The organism is Rhodococcus sp. ACS1, from assembly GCF_002300155.1.
Lineage (GTDB): Bacteria > Actinomycetota > Actinomycetes > Mycobacteriales > Mycobacteriaceae > Rhodococcus_F > Rhodococcus_F koreensis.
Map to the genome: position 1 here is coordinate 914,138 of NZ_NSDZ01000004.1, position 14,956 is coordinate 929,093.

The window sequence follows — 14,956 nt, forward strand, 5'->3', positions numbered from 1 at the left end:
GGTGTGACCAGGACAGGACCTGGGGAGGGGCGAGCGATGCCGGCACGGTGCTCACCGCTTCGGCGGCAGGGGAAGGAAGTAACTGGTTCGCTGCTGGTATTCGGGGTAGCCGGGACGCTGCGACATCGACTTCTCGAGCAGCCGCGCACCCGTCGCGAACACCAGGAAATACGTCATGACCACGGGGGACAGCACGGTGACGGCGCCGGGCCACACGCTTGCCGCGATCAGCCACAGCCCCCACCACACGCAGGAGTCGCCGAAGTAGTTCGGGTGCCGCGTCCACGCCCACAGGCCGACGTCCATGATCTCGCCCTTGTGGGACGGGTCGGCCTTGAACGTCTTCAACTGGTGGTCGCCGACCGATTCGAACACGACGCCGATCACCCACAGGAGGACACCGAGCACCACCGCCACCGCGCCGACTCCAGATGCCGGACCGAGCACGGCCGACACCTGCAGCGGCAGCGAGACGAACCACTGCGCGAGTCCCTGGGTGAGGAAGATCTTCCTGATGACGACGCCCGGCGACGCGCCGCCGGCCCGGTCGAGCATCTCCTCGTACCGCGGGTCCTCGCCCTTCCCGGCGGACTTCGTGTACATGTGCCAGGTCAGCCGCAGACCCCACACCGCGACGAGCACGAACACCAGCCACCGGCGCAGCGCGTCGCCGTCGCCGAGGACGGCGGCCACGAACGCCACCAGGACGAAACCGAGGCCCCACGTCACGTCGACGACGTTGTAGCGCCCGATCCGGCGGCCGACGAGGAACGTCGCGGCCTGCAGGATTGCGAGCACCAGCAGGCTCGCCGCGGTGACGGCGCCGAAACCCGACCAGTCGAACCCGTTCATCGGAGCACGCCGGAACCTGTGGAATCGACCCGCACCGCGGGCATCAGCGACCGGCCCGCCGCGGTCGGCTTCACGGCCAGGATCTGATCGACGCCCATGCGGCCCTGCGCGAAGCTCATCCCGCCGCCGACGAGGTACAGCCGCCACACCCGGGCCATCTCCAGCCCGACCATCGCGACGACGTCGTCCCAGCGGGACTCGAACTGCTCCAGCCACGCGTCGACGGTCCAGACGTAGTGCTCGCGAAGGCCATGCACGTCGCGCACCTCGAGCCCGGCTCGTTCGAGGTACGCGACGCTCTCGCCGACCGGACGCATGGTCATGTCGGGAGCTATGAACGACTCGATGAACGGGCCGCCGCCGGGATGGCGTCCGGTGCGCGACATCTGCTGGATCAGCACCCGCGCACCGGGCTTCGCGTTGTCGTAGAGGGCCTGCGCGTACCGGGCGTAGTTCTTCTCGCCCACGTGCTCACCCATTTCGAGGGAGGCGACGGCGTCGAACGGCCCGTCGGGGACCTCCCGGTAGTCCTGCAGTCGGATCTCGACGCGGTCCTGCAACCCGCGTTCGGTGATCCGCTCGTCGATAAAGGCCTTCTGCTCCCGGGAGATCGTGACCCCGACGACCCGGGCACCGTACGCGGATGCGGCGTGCAGGCTCAGCGACCCCCATCCGCAGCCGACGTCGAGCAACCGCATGCCGGGTTCGAGCCCGATCTTGCGGCACACCAGGTCCAGCTTGTCCCGCTGTGCGTCCTCGAGCCGGTAGTCCGGATCCTGCGGTGCGCCCGGCGCATTCCGGGTGAAGTACGCGCAGGAGTAGGCCATCTGCGGGTCCAGGATCAACGAGTAGAAATCGTTGGAGAGGTCGTAGTGGTGGCTGATCGCTGCGCGGTCGCGCAGCAGGCTGTGCAGCCGGCCGCGGATGTTCGCCTGCGTGGCGGGTGCGGGGAGGGGGCCGCCCACGACACCCAGTTTCGCGGCGACGCGCAGCACCTTCGCGATCGTCGACGGGCTCGGCCGCACTCCGCTCAGCCCGCGCTCGCGGGCCACCGCCCACACGTGTGCCAGGGCCTCGCTCAGGTCGCCCTCGACGTCGATCTCACCCGTCACGTAGGCCTGCGCTGCCCCGAGTTCGCCCGGGTTCCACAGCAATCGGCGCAGGGCGTCGGGACTGCGCAGCACCACCTTCGGCGCCGTCGCCGGGCCGGCGGTGCTGCCGTCCCACGCGGTCAGGTGCACGGGCAGTTCGCCGCGGACGAGCGGACGCAACGCCTTGTCGAGTTCGGCGGCCACGGTCACGGTCGTGCTCCCGTCTTGTCGAGGACGAGCTGCTGGACGTCGATGTAGCCGGAGCGGAACCCGGCTTCTGAGTAGCAGAGGTAGAAATGCCACATCCGGCGGAACGTCTCGTCGAATCCGAGTTCCTCCGCCTGCGTGCTGTGCGCGGCGAACCGCTCCTTCCACAGCCGCAGCGTCTCCGCGTAGTGCTGTCCCATGCTCAGGCGTTCCCGCACCCGCAGCCCGGTGTGTTCGGCGGTGACGGATTCGATCGCCTCGGTCGACGGGAGGAACCCGCCGGGGAAGATGTACTTGTGCACCCAGGTGTAGGTGTTGCGGGTCTGGAGCATCCGATCGTGCGGCATGGTGATCGCCTGCAGCGCAACCCTTCCGCCCGAGGCGAGGAGCTTGTCGAGTACCCGGAAGTAGGTGGCCCAGTACTGGTGCCCGACGGCTTCGATCATCTCGACGGAGACGATGGCGTCGTATTCGCCGTCGACGTTGCGGTAGTCGAGCAGGTCGATCTGCACGGCGTCCGAGTGTCCGGCCTCTGCGACACGCCGGCGGGCCAGGCTCTGCTGTTCGCTGGACAGCGTCACGGAGCGGACCACGGCGCCGCGTTCCGCCGCCCGGATGCACAACTCTCCCCAGCCGGTCCCGATCTCGAGCAACCGGGTGCCCGCGCCGACACCGGCCTCGTCGAGCAGCCGATCGATCTTGCGGCGCTGCGCGTCCGCGAAGTCGTCCCACTTCGGGGTGACCTGCGGGACGGGTGCCCGCAGGACGGTCACGTCCCGGACCTGCCCCACACGCGTCGGCGTCGACGAGAACAGCGCGCTCGAGTACGTCAGCGTCTCGTCGAGGAACGTCTCGAACATCTCGTTGGACAGGTCGTAGTGCCGGGAGATATTGGAGCGGGTGTTCTGCTCGGTGTTACGTTCCTGCGCCGGGTGTTTGGCGACATACAGTGCGCGCAACCGCTGCAGTGGGCGAGGAATGAGCGTCGCCATCCGGGAGGCGAACACGCTGAGCACCGCGGCGAGATCCGGTGACGTCCAGTCGCCGGCCATGTAGGACTCGCCGAATCCGATCAGTCCCCCCGTCCCGACCCGCCGGGCGAATGCGTCGGGATTGCGGATGATCATGCGGGGCAGGATCTCCTGCTCCCGGCGTGCCCCCACCAGGGTGCCGTCGGGATACTCGATGCGGACGTCGAGGTCGGCGGCCGCGCGGCGGAACAGGCGGTCGGCGACCTTCGCCGACGCCGCGGCACGCACACCGGTCGGCACGTCGGCCAGCCCGGGCCAGATCCGGTTGTCGATCCCCGGGTCCTCGCCGGTGAACTCCTCGTCGACGAACCCCTCACCGGCCGTGCTCACGGCAGGCGACCCGTCCGTGTCGGTGTCCTTGTTCCTTCTCACTGAACTGTCTCCTTCTGACGGCCGTCGGGCCGGGCCATGACGGGAAGTCCACGGGCCCACAACGTGATTCCCTGGATGCGGATACGAGCCGACACCACGAGAGGTGCCAGGGGAGTGCGCAGTTGAGTCCTCAGAACCGTCCGGCTCGTGGCCGGTTGCCGCGTCCCCCGCACCGTCGCGGTGAACGGTCCGTGCCCGTCGCGGTGGAGAACCACGTTCAGGGAGAGGGTGTCGCCGGGTTCGGGGAACCGCATGGTGTAACGACCGCTCACGTCGTTGAACGGTGAGACGTAGAACTGCTTGTCCACCTCGGCGCGGTCGTCGCCGTCGGGCCGGATCAGGTAGCTGTGCCGCTGACCGTACGTGTTGTGCACCTCGGCGATCACGCATCTCAGGCTGCCGTCGGCGTCGTGGCACCAGTACACGCTGAGCGGGTTGAACACGTAGCCGAGCACCCGCGCGTTGAGAAGGGCCGTCACCCGGCCCCCGCAGAGGTCGACTCCCTGTCCGGCGAGGAACGCATCCACCCTGCTGCGCAGCGTGTCCGTGGCGGCGGCCGGATCCGGTTCGAGGTGGTCCTCGGCGCGGAAGCGGGCGAACGGTCCGAGCCACCGCGGGAGGCGAGGAAGGGCGTCCACGTCGACGTACCAGCTGTAGCTCGTGTAGTCGAAGCTGTTGCGGACCGGTTCGATGCGCGTGTGCCGGATCCTCGTCGAGTAGATTGCCGGCGCGGTCACGACACCGTCTCCCGTTCGTGGGGTCGTGCCGTCTGCGCATCCCACGAGCGGCCGATGCGTTCGGCGGCGCGCAGTCCCGAGAGCGCCCCGTCCTCGTGGAACCCCCAGCCGTGGTAGGCGCCGGCGAAAGCGAACGTGCCGGAGCCGAGTTCGTGCAACCGCGACTGCGCCGCGACGGATTCGGGGGTGTAGACGGGATGTTCGTACGTCATCTCCGCGACGACCTTCGACGGGTCGACGAGGTGCTTCCCGCCGAGCGTGACGAGGAACCGCCGGTCGCGCACCGTGTCGAGGCGCATGAGCCGGGTCATGTCGTAGGTGACGACGACGCCCGCCGCGTCGTCCTTGTCGTCGGCGGGAGTCAGGTAGTTCCAGGAGGCCCGGGCGTGCTCGGCGCGGGGCAGCAGCGACACGTCGGTGTGCAACTGCGCGTGGTTCACCGAATACGGCATGGCGCCCAGGATCTCCGCCTCGAGATCGGAGGCGTCGCCGAGCATGGCGAGCGCCCGGCGGGGGTGAACGGCGATCACCACGGCGTCGAAGTACCGGACGTCGCCGCGGCCGTCGACGACGCACGTGCCGCCGTCCGGGGTGCGCTCCACCTGCTGCACCGGGGTTTCGAGAAGAATCTCGTCGACGTGTGCCGCCACCTTCTCGACGTAGCGGGCGGACCCGCCGGTCACGGTGCGCCAGGTGGGTGAGCCGAAGACGGTGAGCATTCCGTGGTGGTCGAGGAAGGTGAACAGGTAGCGGGCCGGGTAGCGCGCGGCGGTCGCGGGATCGCACGACCACACGGCCGCGACGAGCGGGGTCATGAAGTTTTCGACGAAGTACGGGCTGAAACCGTTGCGGGCCAGGAATTCGCCCAGCGGTTCCTGCGCGCCGGACTCGCCGGCCGGGGTGTCGAGCACGGTCCGGGCACGGCGGTGGAACCGGAGCACCTCGCCGAGCATGCGCCAGTAACGTGGCCGGGCCAGGTTGCGGGCGGTCGGGAACAGTCCGCGGAGGCCCTTCGCGCCCGCGTACTCGAGCCCGCTCGCATCGGATCGGATCGACATCGACATGTCGGAATCCTGGGTGGCCACGTCGAGTTCGGCGAACAGGCGCAGCAGGGTGGGGTAGGTGCGGTCGTTGTGCACGATGAAGCCGGTGTCGACGTCCACCTCCACACCCGAGTCCAGCGTCAGGTGGTGAGTGTGGGCGTGGCCGCCGAGACGGGCGTCGGACTCGTAGAGGGTGACGCGGTCGTGGCGGGACAGAACGTAGGCGGCGGTCAACCCCGCGACGCCGCTGCCGATCACGGCGACGTTCCTGCGTCCGAGCTTCTCCGAATCATGCATGGCGACCTGCCTTCCGGTCTGTCGGTGCGGGGACGACGCCTTCCGCGGCGAAGGCGTCGAGAACGAAATCGGCGGTGATGCGATGCCACCACCACGGCCGGGTGAGCATGAAATGGCCGGCTCCGGAGAGCGGATGCCAGGAGGCGTTCACTCCGCGCGCCAGTGCCTGTTCGGTCTGGATCCGGGAGGCGACGGGGTCCGTCCAGCGGTCGGCGGTTCCGTGCGCGACCATCAGGCTGCGGTCGGCAGGCACCAGATCGGCGTCGGATTCGGGCCACCAGGGTGCGAGGGCGGCGATCGCCCGGACGTTGTCGAGGTCGGCGAGGTGCGCGGCGACGCGGCCGCCCATCGAATGCCCGACGACGGCGACGGGGACGTCCCCGAACCGCAGTCGGGCCCGCTCGAGGGCTATCCGGGCGTCGTGCAACGGGCTGGCCTCGGGGGCGTTCCATCCGCGGACCCGGTACTGCAGCCGTTGCACGGCGATGCCGTGGGGTCCGAGCGTCGACCTCAGGGACCGGGCCAACCAGATCATGCGCAGGTTAGACAGGTGCCAGCAGCGTGACGGGTCCTGACTGCGTGGTTTGCCGCCGGGCAGCACGAGCACGTACGCCGGGGCGGTGGGTGAGCCTCTCTCCATATCAATTATTCGGAGCTGACTGTGCATCGGATGGGCGGACCCCGCACCCGCACGTGAGTGGGAAAGCGTGCCGGACCACGCTTTCCCACTCAGTGATACTGGTTGGGTTCGTTGACGCGGCCGGTCTGACTCGTTGCCACTCTGACGCCCGCAAGGACTGTCCTTCACGTGATGTGTCGACCGACCGCGTCGACGAACACACGCGGCCGGTCGGGCGGAGTGACCTGATAGGAGCCTGACTTCGACAAGTCCCATCACTGAGTTGTCCGCCGTTCCCGACCGGTGCGTGGCCACCAGATGAAAGGGACAGCCATGACCAGCATGACCGAAACCCCGCCGGATGTCAGCCTGACCATCCACGCCGGCGTCGACACCCACAAACACACCCACCACGCCGCGATCGTCGACCACCTCGGTCGCCCCCTCGCCGACCGCGAGTTCCCCGCCCCCGACGCCGGCTACCACCAACTCCTGAGCTGGCTCGCCGGCACCGGCATCATCGCCTCCGTCGGTGTCGAGGGCACCGGCAGCTACGGCGCCGGCCTCACCCACGTGTTGCACGACGCCGGCCTCACCGTCGTCGAGGTCGACCGCCCCGACCGTCGTTCCCGACGGCGGCACGGCAAATCCGACCCGCTCGACGCCTACGCCGCCGCCACCGCGGCCCTGACCGGACGCGCCACCACCGTCCCCAAGACCCACGGCGGGGACGTCGAGGCAATCCGGTTCCTGCACAACGCCCGCCGCAGCGTGATCAAGTCCCGGGCCGAGGCGATCACCACCCTCAAGGCGATGATCGTGAACGCACCCGAACCCCTCCGCGCCGCCCTGCGCGGGCTGTCCGACCCCGCCCTGTTCGCCGCCTGTGCCGCGCTGCGTCCCGGCCCGATCGTCCCCGGCGACCTGACCGCGGCCGTCAAGACGGCGTTGCGGTCCCTCGCCCGCCGGATCCGCGCCCTCACCGCCGAGGGTCGGGCCCTGCGCACGAACATCGCGGCCCTGGTCGCCCACACCGCACCACGGCTGCTCGAACGGTGCGGCGTCGGTGTCGAGACCGCCGCCCAGCTGCTGATCACCGCCGGCGACAACCCGGGCCGCATCACCTCCGAGGGTGCCTTCGCGAACCTCTGCGGGGTCGCCCCGATCCCGGCGTCGTCCGGGCAGACGACCCGGCACCGCCTCAACCGGGGCGGTGACCGGCAAGCCAACCGGGCACTGCACGTGATCGTGCTCTCCAGACTCAAGTACGACGACCGCACCCGCGCCTACCGGGACAAACGACTCGCCCAAAGCAAAAGCAAACGCGACATCATCCGCTGCCTCAAACGAGCCGTCGCCCGAGAAATCTTCGCCCTCCTCAACCCCGCAAACCCGGGTTGACACTCATAGGAGCATCACGTGGGGGGTGCCTACTGGGGCATCAGGACGGAGTCGACCAGGTACACCGTGGCGTTGGCGGTCTGGACGCCGCCGCAGATGACGCCTGCGTCGTTGACCTTCAGGTCGTCACCCGAACCGGTGACGGTGACCGTGCCGCCCTCGACGGTCGTGTGCTCGCCGGCGATGTCACTCGGCGCGATCTGGCCGGGGACCACGTGGTACGTCAGGACCTTGGTGAGCAGGGCCGGGTCGGTCTTGAGGGTCTCGATCGTGGCCGGGTCGACCTTCGCGAACGCGGCATCCACCGGCGCGAAGACCGTGAACTGCCCGCTGTTCAGCGTGTCGACGAGGTTGACCTGCGGGTTGAGCTGACCGGACACCGCGGCGGTGAGCGTGGTGAGCAGGGGGTTGTTGGACGCGGCCGTCGCGACCGGATCCTGCGCCATTCCGCTGACCGAACCTGCGCCGTCCGGAACCGTCTTCGCGTACTCGGCGCAGCCCGGGCCGACCAGGTTGGCGGCGGGATCGGCCATCGCGGACGAGGTCATCGAACCGGACGACATCGACTCGGACGTCATCGCCTCCGAAGCGGAGCCGCTGCTGGACGAGCCGCTGTCGTCCGACGAACACGCCGCGCCCAGCAGGACCAGGGACGTGCTCGCGGCGACTGCCAGGACTCGTGTGGTGATCTTCATCAGAAATTGCCTCTCTCCGGTGTGAGTGCGGGGGAGCACCATCGACAGGCATTCGGAGCGGTCTTCGGAACGGATGGGTCGAAAGTTCTCTCGCAGCGACCCATCCGATCCGGAATGGGCATCGAATACCCCGAGAGAGGGTGCTGCGCCGGCCCTCTGTTTCGGCTGCCCGTTTTCGTCGACCGCATGATGTTGAAAGGATTCGAGATGACACCGTCGAAGGTCCGTGGGATCGCCGCCGCGCTGTCGGCCGCCGCCGCGGCTGTGCTGCTGGCGGCCGGCCCCGCACACGCTCAACCGGGTGCGCTCGCCCCCGTACCATCCCTCGACGTCCAGAGGTACCTGGGCACGTGGTATCAGTTGGCCGCTGTGCCACAGCCGTTCAATCTCGACTGCGCGCGGGACACGAGGGCGACGTACGGACTGATCGACCCGTCGAACGTCAGCGTCGCCAACAGGTGCACCACGTGGGCGGGTGGGACGAACGGGATCACGGGCAACGCGCGCGTCAACGATCCGGTCACCAATGCGCAACTCCACGTGAGTTTCCCGGACGTGCCGTTCCAGAGTGCGGCGGACGGTCCCACCAACTATGTGGTCACCTACATCGCCGACGACTATTCGTGGGCGCTGGTCGGTGACCCGGCACGGGTGTCGGGTTTCGTGCTCTCCCGCACTCCGGCGGTCGACGACGCGGGGTGGCAGCAGATCCGGCAGGTGGTGGAATCGCGGGGCTACAACTCGTGCCTGTTGCTGACGTCCCCGACCACCGGTGGCAGAGAGGGGATTCAGCCGCTCTGCACGGTCTGACGGGCCGCCGACCCGGTGATGTTCTCCATCATGCCTTTGAAGATGATTCCGTGGAACGGCAGGATCGAGTACCAGTACAGCCGCCCGGCCAACCCTTTCGGGAAGAAGATGGCGCGCTGATCGAGCCGGGACCGGTCGGGATCGACACTGTGGACGGTCCATTCGAGCCACGCCCCGCCCGGTGCCCGCATCTCGGCGCGCAGCCGGAGCAGCGACCCCCGGTCGATGCGTTCGACCCGCCAGAAGTCCAGGGGGTCACCGGTGTTGAGCTGCTTCGGGTTCCGGCGTCCCCGCGTGAGCCCGACGCCGCCGACGACGCGGTCGAGCCAGCCGCGCACGGACCACGCGAGTGGGAAGGAGTACCAGCCGTTCTCGCCGCCGATGCTCTCGACGACGGTCCACAGCGTTGCGGCGTCGGCGTCGCAGCCCTTGGTGCGTTCGTCGGTGTAGACGACCTCACCGGCCCAGTCGGGATCGGACGGCAACGGATCGGAGGGGGCGCCGACCGGGGACGCACTGGCCCACGTCGTCTCCACCTCGCCGTTGTCGATGCGCCGCAACGCCAATCGGACAGCGTCCCGGTACGTCGTCAGGCCGGCCTTCGGCGGCGGGATCACGTCGTCGATGTCGTGCTCGCCTGCGACGGCGTCGTTGTGGAGTGATTCGATCAGGGCCCGCCCGAGTGAGCGGGGGATCGGGGTGACCAGACCGATCCACAGGCCCGCGAGTTTCGGGGTCAGCACCGGGAGGACGAGGATGCGACGCTGACGCAGACCGGCGACCTCGGCGTACGTCTGCATCATCTCGCCGTAGCGGAGGACGTCGGGGCCACCGATGTCGAACGTGCGGTCGCTTTCGGCACCGGCGAGGATCGGTCCTCGTCCATTGCTTCCTGCGCGAACCGTTGAGGGTGGCGAGCGACACATGGTGCATGGTGGTGGCCGCGCCCAATGAGGGTGACCCTGCTCCCGATCGCCCGCTGCACTCGCACGGCCCCAGCCCGCCGGATTCTTTGGAGATGGCCAGTGCGGTGCCGCCTGAGCCCCGAAGCGACCGATCGCTCCGCTGTCTCTGCTGTCGAGGGTGAGCAGGTGTGACTCGTCAAGGTAGGTGGCGAGGTCGAGCAGAAAGGACGTCAGCGCTGCGTGTTCACGGGCCATCAATGCGGTCATGACACTCCTCGAATTGTTTTCAATCCGGATATTCCGAAATATCCACAGGGGCACGAGCGATGGCCTATCAGACCTGCCTGGTCGGCGTCGGTCACCAAATCGGATCGGCGACGCTCCGGACCAATGGAGGTATCCCGATCGTGCACACCGCGAGGAGATTGGTATCGATGGCTATCAACGTATCCGGCCCTGCCGGGCCGGATTTGCCAGTCGCGCCCCTGACTGGCTGTCAGGGACCCGCCGACTGTAGGCCGGTTGATTAGACGGCCCGATGACTTCGCGTCGTAATCGTGTACTGGACATACCCGCGGTAGGCGATGTTCAACGCGGCATTGTGATCTGCCTGATCGGCATGCCCGCACATCCGGCACACGAACCGATCCTGTGTGGTCCGGTTCGCCTTGTCGACGTGTCCGCACGGATAGCACGTCCGCGAGGTGTTACGTGGATCGATCACCACCAGGGGAACGCCCGCCGACACGGCTTTGTAGGTCACGAAGTCCCGCAACTGTGCATACGCCCACGAGTGCAGTTGTTGCCGCTGAGCCTTGGCCAGCCGTACCCGCTCGCGGATCCCGGAAAGGTCTTCCAGGACAATCCCACGACCGGTGCGTTGCGCCTGAGCAACAATGGTCTTCGAAATCTGATGGTTGATATCGGTGGCGTACCGATGCTCCTTGTCACGACGCCGTCGCAGCTTCCGCTTCGCCGACTTCGACCCGACCTTCTGCAGGGCCCGCCGGGTCCGCGCGTACTTGGTGCGGCGCGCCGTGACCGCCCCACCGGACCAGTCCGCCGACGCAGCAGTGTCATCGGAGGTCACCGCGAGATTTACGATCCCCAGATCGACGCCGAGGAACTCCTGGACCACCACCGGTTCGGGTGTCGGGACGTCGACAGCCGCGTAGAGGAACCACATGTTGTCGCGGAACACGAGATCTGTTTCACCGCAACGGTGCTCCAGCAGTTCGCGCTGCCACGGCGCGCACACGTACCGCACCGCCTTGAGTCGGCCTTCGCTCGTCCAGATACTGATCGTCGAATCCTGCTGTTGCCAGGAGAGGCACCGATCATCGAACGGTTGCGCCGCCAACGCGCGGAACCCGATCGCCGTGGCGGCGATATCCGTGGCGCGCTTGCCGCCACGCGGGCCGTAATTCCCGGCTGCGAGGTTCGCGGCTCGCGTCGCGTAGGCGTCCGCGACCTTCTTGATCGTGCGGACCGCTGGTTGCGCCGACAGCCCCAACGCCAAGTCCTCCGACATCGGTTACCTCACCGCCGCCGTGCACGCGTTCGCCTTCCATCCGCCGTCGCGGCGGTCGGTCTCCGAATCGCTCGCCAAGTTCCACGCCGGCGACGAGTTCGCCTTCGTCTGAGCGTGCCGCGGTCCGGGCTGTCGGTGATCGGGGCCCACCGTCCGAAGAACGGTGCGACCAGGAACACGTCGGGATCCTCCTGCAGCAGCGCGGCCTGCGTTTCCTTCGTCGCCTTGAGGCAGACGGTGGGCGCGCCGTACCCGACGAGGCCGAACATCTTCTTGCGCACCCGGAACGTCGGTTGGTCGCCCACCGAACACGACGTGCGCGCGATGATGCTGGCGTTGCCGGAAGCGCACGAGGTGGTGATCGCGAACGAGGACGACGTCGATCCAGGAGGCGTGGCGTCTCACCGCCCCGAAGCGGGTCGTGGCGGCGTACGACGCGGGGCACGCTACCCCTCGTCCGTCCTGAACCGGCCGAGTTGGTGGCGCAGCGCCGTGTCGAGGTCGGGCCGCCGGAACCGGTGGCCTCGGCGATCCTCGACCGCCTGCGCGACTCGCGACACCACGTCGGCGGCGGTGTTACACAACACCAGAGTCTCGTGCAGGGCACGCGCCTGCGTGTCGGTGGGTGCGAGTTTGATCTTCACCACCCGTTTCACACCCGCACCCCCCTTCACCGCGCGCCGGGTCGAATATTTTGTGGTCCAAAGAGTATCGGCGAGGCGCTCTGATCCGATGCTCACTCACTGTGAGGAGATCATGGCAGAGGGGTGTGACAAGTTCGGTGTGACCGCTGAGCGAGTGCAACGGCGACGCCGATCACGTACATCTGCTGATCCACCACCAACCAGCCAGTCAACGGTGTCTCTGCGATATCTACTCCGGACAGTGGGTGACGGCGGGCGAGACCGTCGTCGATTCGACGCGCCTCACCGAGGCGACCGGCTGGGCGCCGACGCTGACTGCCCGGGAGTCGGCGGCCGTCATGATCCTGCTGCAGGGGAAACCCCTGTTGCGCAGAGAGGATGCCCTGGAACGCCGCATCGCCTGCGAGGCCGCGCTGGAGCCGGCGTCCGAATTCGTCGGAGTCGACGGCCGCGGCCTCGAACACGTCCAGATTCCCGCGGCCACCGGAGCCGTGCACGCCGAGGTCCACGCGGCACGGTCGGGCGGCGCAGCCACCGTGGTGTCGAGCGGCGCAGCCACCGTGGTGCTGCCCGCGCCGCCCGGACTCCACGCGCGGTATCTCACTCCGCTCGCCGTGGAGTTGGCGGAGAGCGGCGTGAACGTCGTCGTCGCGGATCTCCCCGGGCACGGGCTGAGCACCGGGAAGCGCGGTCTTGCGACGGCGGCCGGGGTGCACGACGCCCTGGCAGTCGCGCTCGGCTATGCGCGGATCCGGTTCGGCGGCACGCCGCACGTGGTCAGGGTGGGTGACGCGACCGCGCCCGTGTCGCGGCCCGGACGCCGGCGGTCGTGGGTCGCCGGATCGCGGACTCGCGCGACCGTCAACCCCGCCGACGGACTCCTGCCGCGCAGACTGCGGTACGAGGGTGGGCTCGAGCACCTCCCGCACGCGTACTCCGCCCGCGGCGTCACCTCGGTCGTCCACTCCGATCGAGTCGACTCGTAGAGTGACCCCTGAATACGCGGACGCCGTGAACAGGAGTGAACCCATGACCAGTGAAGAAACCGGCAAGCGGAGCCCGGCCGTCGAGGCGGGTCTGACGGTGCGGCGTGAGGTGATGGGTCACGACTTCGTCGAGCGGGCGCTCACCCGGACCGCGGGGACCGACAGTGAGCAGTTGCAGGAATTCGTCACCGAGCACGTCTGGGACGCCGTGTGGAATCGGCCGGGGCTGGACCGTCGCAGCCGCAGCCTCCTCAACCTCGGCATGCTCATCGCGCTGCGGGCGCACGGTGAGCTGAAGGGCCACGTGCGGGGTGCACTGCGCAACGGTCTGACCCGCACCGAGATCGTCGAAGCGGTGATCCACGCGAGCGCCTACTGCGGGGCCCCCGCCGGTCTGTCGGCGATGGCCGTAGTGCAGGAGGCGCTCGACGCGGAACTGGGACCGCTCGAATCCCAGGACTGACGACCCGACTCAGCCTGTCACACCGGTGATCTCGTTCGGGGTCTCCGGCAGATCGGCGTGTCCGGACACGGACCAGGTGTCGAGGTCGATCGTGTGGATCTTCTTGTTCGCGGGATCGGTCACGTAGGCCGTGTGGTCCTGCACGTACAGCGCGGGACGCGGCGACTGCCACTGGTCCGGCTCGGTCCACGGATCGAGGACGTCGACGGTGCCGCTCACGGCCTTGGTGTTCGGGTCGATCACGTGCAGGGCGCCGTCGGTGCCGAGGACGAGGGCCTCACCGTGCGGGGCGCGCCCGAGTGACCGGAACGTGTAGCTGGTGCCCAGCTCGACGAGGGTGAGCTGTCCCGTTGCGGTGTCGGTGAGGGAGACCCGTTCGGGGCGTTCGAGTTCGGCGTCCGGGTCGGTCTTGTAGTCGCCCAGCAGGATCGGGGAGTTCTCGTCGCCCGCCTGGTTGCCGATGCGCCCGTAAGGGTCGGGGCTCGTCACCTTGGTGATGACGCCGTCCCGGTAGATCAGCAGGCCGTTCTGGCATCCCACGACCACTGTCTCGTCGGCGGCGACGGCCTCCCCGTGCACGCCGGGGCAGTCCTCGTTGCGCGCGATCTCCTTACGGTCGCGGTCGAGTACGACGATGCCGGTGCGCTCGTCTTCGTTGCCGACGGTGGTGAGCAGGCTGCCGTCGGAGAGTTCCACGGCCACACCGTGATGTGCTTCCGGGGTCGTGAACTCGGTGGTGTCCGGGGTGCCCTGGGCGAGTGCGGCCGGGTCGAACACGCGCACCAGTCCGGTGCCGTCGTCGAACAGCACGGTCTTGCCGTCGTGCCGGACAACGTGCCCGGGCGTCTTCGCCTCGAACGCGACGTCGGTGAGTGCGGGTGCGGCGGTGTAGTGGCTGCCGCCGTCGGTCCAGGTTCCGGTGTCGAAGGCGGTGAAACTGTTGCCGGTGCTGATCAGCACGTGCCGGTCGTCGCCGGCGGGGTTGAGCCGGGTGAAGCCGTCCACCTCGGCCGAGCCGACCACGTCGAGGCTCTGCGCGTCGAGGACGAGCACCCCGCCGTCGTAGCTCAGTGCCAGGCGTGGCGTGGCCGAGTCGGTGGTGGTCGCTTCGGCCGCGCCGGAGTCGGTGGAGCAGGACGTGAGAAGTGCCGCCGAGAGTGCCACGGCGGCAACGGCGGTGGGTCGGGGTCTACGCATAAGGGTCACCCATGAGAAGTAACCCTTTTTGCAAACGGTTGTCAAAGTCGTAAGTGTGCATGTGGCGATGCATCG

General features: G+C 68.4%; 15 protein-coding genes and 1 pseudogene. 4 read left to right on the forward strand and 12 right to left on the reverse strand.

Translation table 11 applies throughout. The features are described from left to right. Window positions 1–51: 51 nt before the first annotated feature. The 6 genes from CJ179_RS16505 to CJ179_RS16530 are packed head-to-tail and all read right to left on the reverse strand — an operon-like array spanning window position 52 to window position 6,270. Complete coding sequence (locus CJ179_RS16505) at window positions 52–852, reverse strand: DUF1295 domain-containing protein (RefSeq protein ID WP_095862273.1); 801 nt, start codon at window positions 850–852, stop codon at window positions 52–54. Continuing rightward, complete coding sequence (locus CJ179_RS16510) at window positions 849–2,153, reverse strand: cyclopropane-fatty-acyl-phospholipid synthase family protein (protein WP_072947960.1); 1,305 nt, start codon at window positions 2,151–2,153, stop codon at window positions 849–851. The genes CJ179_RS16505 and CJ179_RS16510 overlap by 4 nt, the downstream gene beginning before the upstream one ends. Then, window positions 2,150–3,553, reverse strand: coding sequence for a class I SAM-dependent methyltransferase (locus CJ179_RS16515; RefSeq protein ID WP_083395765.1), 1,404 nt, complete (start codon window positions 3,551–3,553; stop codon window positions 2,150–2,152). Before CJ179_RS16515 ends, CJ179_RS16510 begins: the two co-directional genes overlap by 4 nt. Further along, window positions 3,550–4,290 carry a DUF1365 domain-containing protein gene (locus CJ179_RS16520; RefSeq protein WP_072947963.1) on the reverse strand — a complete coding sequence of 247 codons (741 nt, stop codon included), beginning with the start codon at window positions 4,288–4,290 and terminating at the stop codon, window positions 3,550–3,552. Before CJ179_RS16520 ends, CJ179_RS16515 begins: the two co-directional genes overlap by 4 nt. After that, complete coding sequence (locus tag CJ179_RS16525) at window positions 4,287–5,630, reverse strand: NAD(P)/FAD-dependent oxidoreductase (protein ID WP_095862274.1); 1,344 nt, start codon at window positions 5,628–5,630, stop codon at window positions 4,287–4,289. The genes CJ179_RS16520 and CJ179_RS16525 overlap by 4 nt, the downstream gene beginning before the upstream one ends. After that, entirely contained in the window at window positions 5,623–6,270 is a 648-nt protein-coding gene (locus CJ179_RS16530) for an alpha/beta fold hydrolase (protein WP_072947968.1), read from the reverse strand. The genes CJ179_RS16525 and CJ179_RS16530 overlap by 8 nt, the downstream gene beginning before the upstream one ends. Window positions 6,271–6,582: 312 nt before the next feature. On the opposite strand from CJ179_RS16530, the gene CJ179_RS16535 reads away from it, so the two are divergent. Next, window positions 6,583–7,650 (forward strand): IS110 family transposase, encoded by a 1,068-nt coding sequence (locus CJ179_RS16535; protein WP_143548907.1) that lies wholly within the window; start codon window positions 6,583–6,585, stop codon window positions 7,648–7,650. Between the two features lie 29 nt (window positions 7,651–7,679). On the opposite strand, the gene CJ179_RS16540 is transcribed toward CJ179_RS16535, so the two are convergent. Continuing rightward, the gene (locus CJ179_RS16540) at window positions 7,680–8,345 is read right to left on the reverse strand and encodes a fasciclin domain-containing protein (protein ID WP_095862715.1); all 666 of its coding nucleotides are present in this window, start codon (window positions 8,343–8,345) and stop codon (window positions 7,680–7,682) included. Between the two features lie 207 nt (window positions 8,346–8,552). On the opposite strand from CJ179_RS16540, the gene CJ179_RS16545 reads away from it, so the two are divergent. Beyond that, window positions 8,553–9,155 carry a lipocalin family protein gene (locus CJ179_RS16545; RefSeq protein ID WP_072948124.1) on the forward strand — a complete coding sequence of 201 codons (603 nt, stop codon included), beginning with the start codon at window positions 8,553–8,555 and terminating at the stop codon, window positions 9,153–9,155. Here the strand turns inward: CJ179_RS16545 and CJ179_RS16550 are convergent. The 4 genes and pseudogenes from CJ179_RS16550 to CJ179_RS52735 all read right to left on the reverse strand — a co-directional run. Further along, a pseudogene (locus tag CJ179_RS16550) lies at window positions 9,134–10,006 on the reverse strand (SDR family oxidoreductase); the annotation flags it as partial. The gene CJ179_RS16545 and the pseudogene CJ179_RS16550 overlap by 22 nt on opposite strands. 580 nt (window positions 10,007–10,586) lie before the next feature. Then, on the reverse strand, window positions 10,587–11,591 hold the full coding sequence (locus tag CJ179_RS16560; protein WP_257015576.1) for a transposase: 1,005 nt from the start codon (window positions 11,589–11,591) through the stop codon (window positions 10,587–10,589). A gap of 8 nt (window positions 11,592–11,599) precedes the next feature. Next, window positions 11,600–11,860, reverse strand: coding sequence for a hypothetical protein (locus tag CJ179_RS54025; RefSeq protein ID WP_373560149.1), 261 nt, complete (start codon window positions 11,858–11,860; stop codon window positions 11,600–11,602). 177 nt (window positions 11,861–12,037) lie between these two features. After that, complete coding sequence (locus CJ179_RS52735) at window positions 12,038–12,247, reverse strand: hypothetical protein (RefSeq protein WP_143548908.1); 210 nt, start codon at window positions 12,245–12,247, stop codon at window positions 12,038–12,040. Between the two features lie 233 nt (window positions 12,248–12,480). Between CJ179_RS52735 and CJ179_RS16580 the strand changes: the two genes are divergently transcribed. Both CJ179_RS16580 and CJ179_RS16585 read left to right on the forward strand, forming a co-directional pair. Beyond that, window positions 12,481–13,221 (forward strand): hypothetical protein, encoded by a 741-nt coding sequence (locus CJ179_RS16580; protein WP_257015577.1) that lies wholly within the window; start codon window positions 12,481–12,483, stop codon window positions 13,219–13,221. 43 nt (window positions 13,222–13,264) lie between these two features. Next, entirely contained in the window at window positions 13,265–13,684 is a 420-nt protein-coding gene (locus CJ179_RS16585) for a carboxymuconolactone decarboxylase family protein (protein WP_095862716.1), read from the forward strand. A gap of 9 nt (window positions 13,685–13,693) precedes the next feature. Here CJ179_RS16585 and aztD read toward each other — a convergent pair whose 3' ends face one another. Continuing rightward, window positions 13,694–14,881: a zinc metallochaperone AztD gene (gene aztD, locus CJ179_RS16590; protein WP_095862275.1), complete on the reverse strand. Its 1,188-nt coding sequence runs from the start codon at window positions 14,879–14,881 to the stop codon at window positions 13,694–13,696. Window positions 14,882–14,956: the final 75 nt, after the last annotated feature.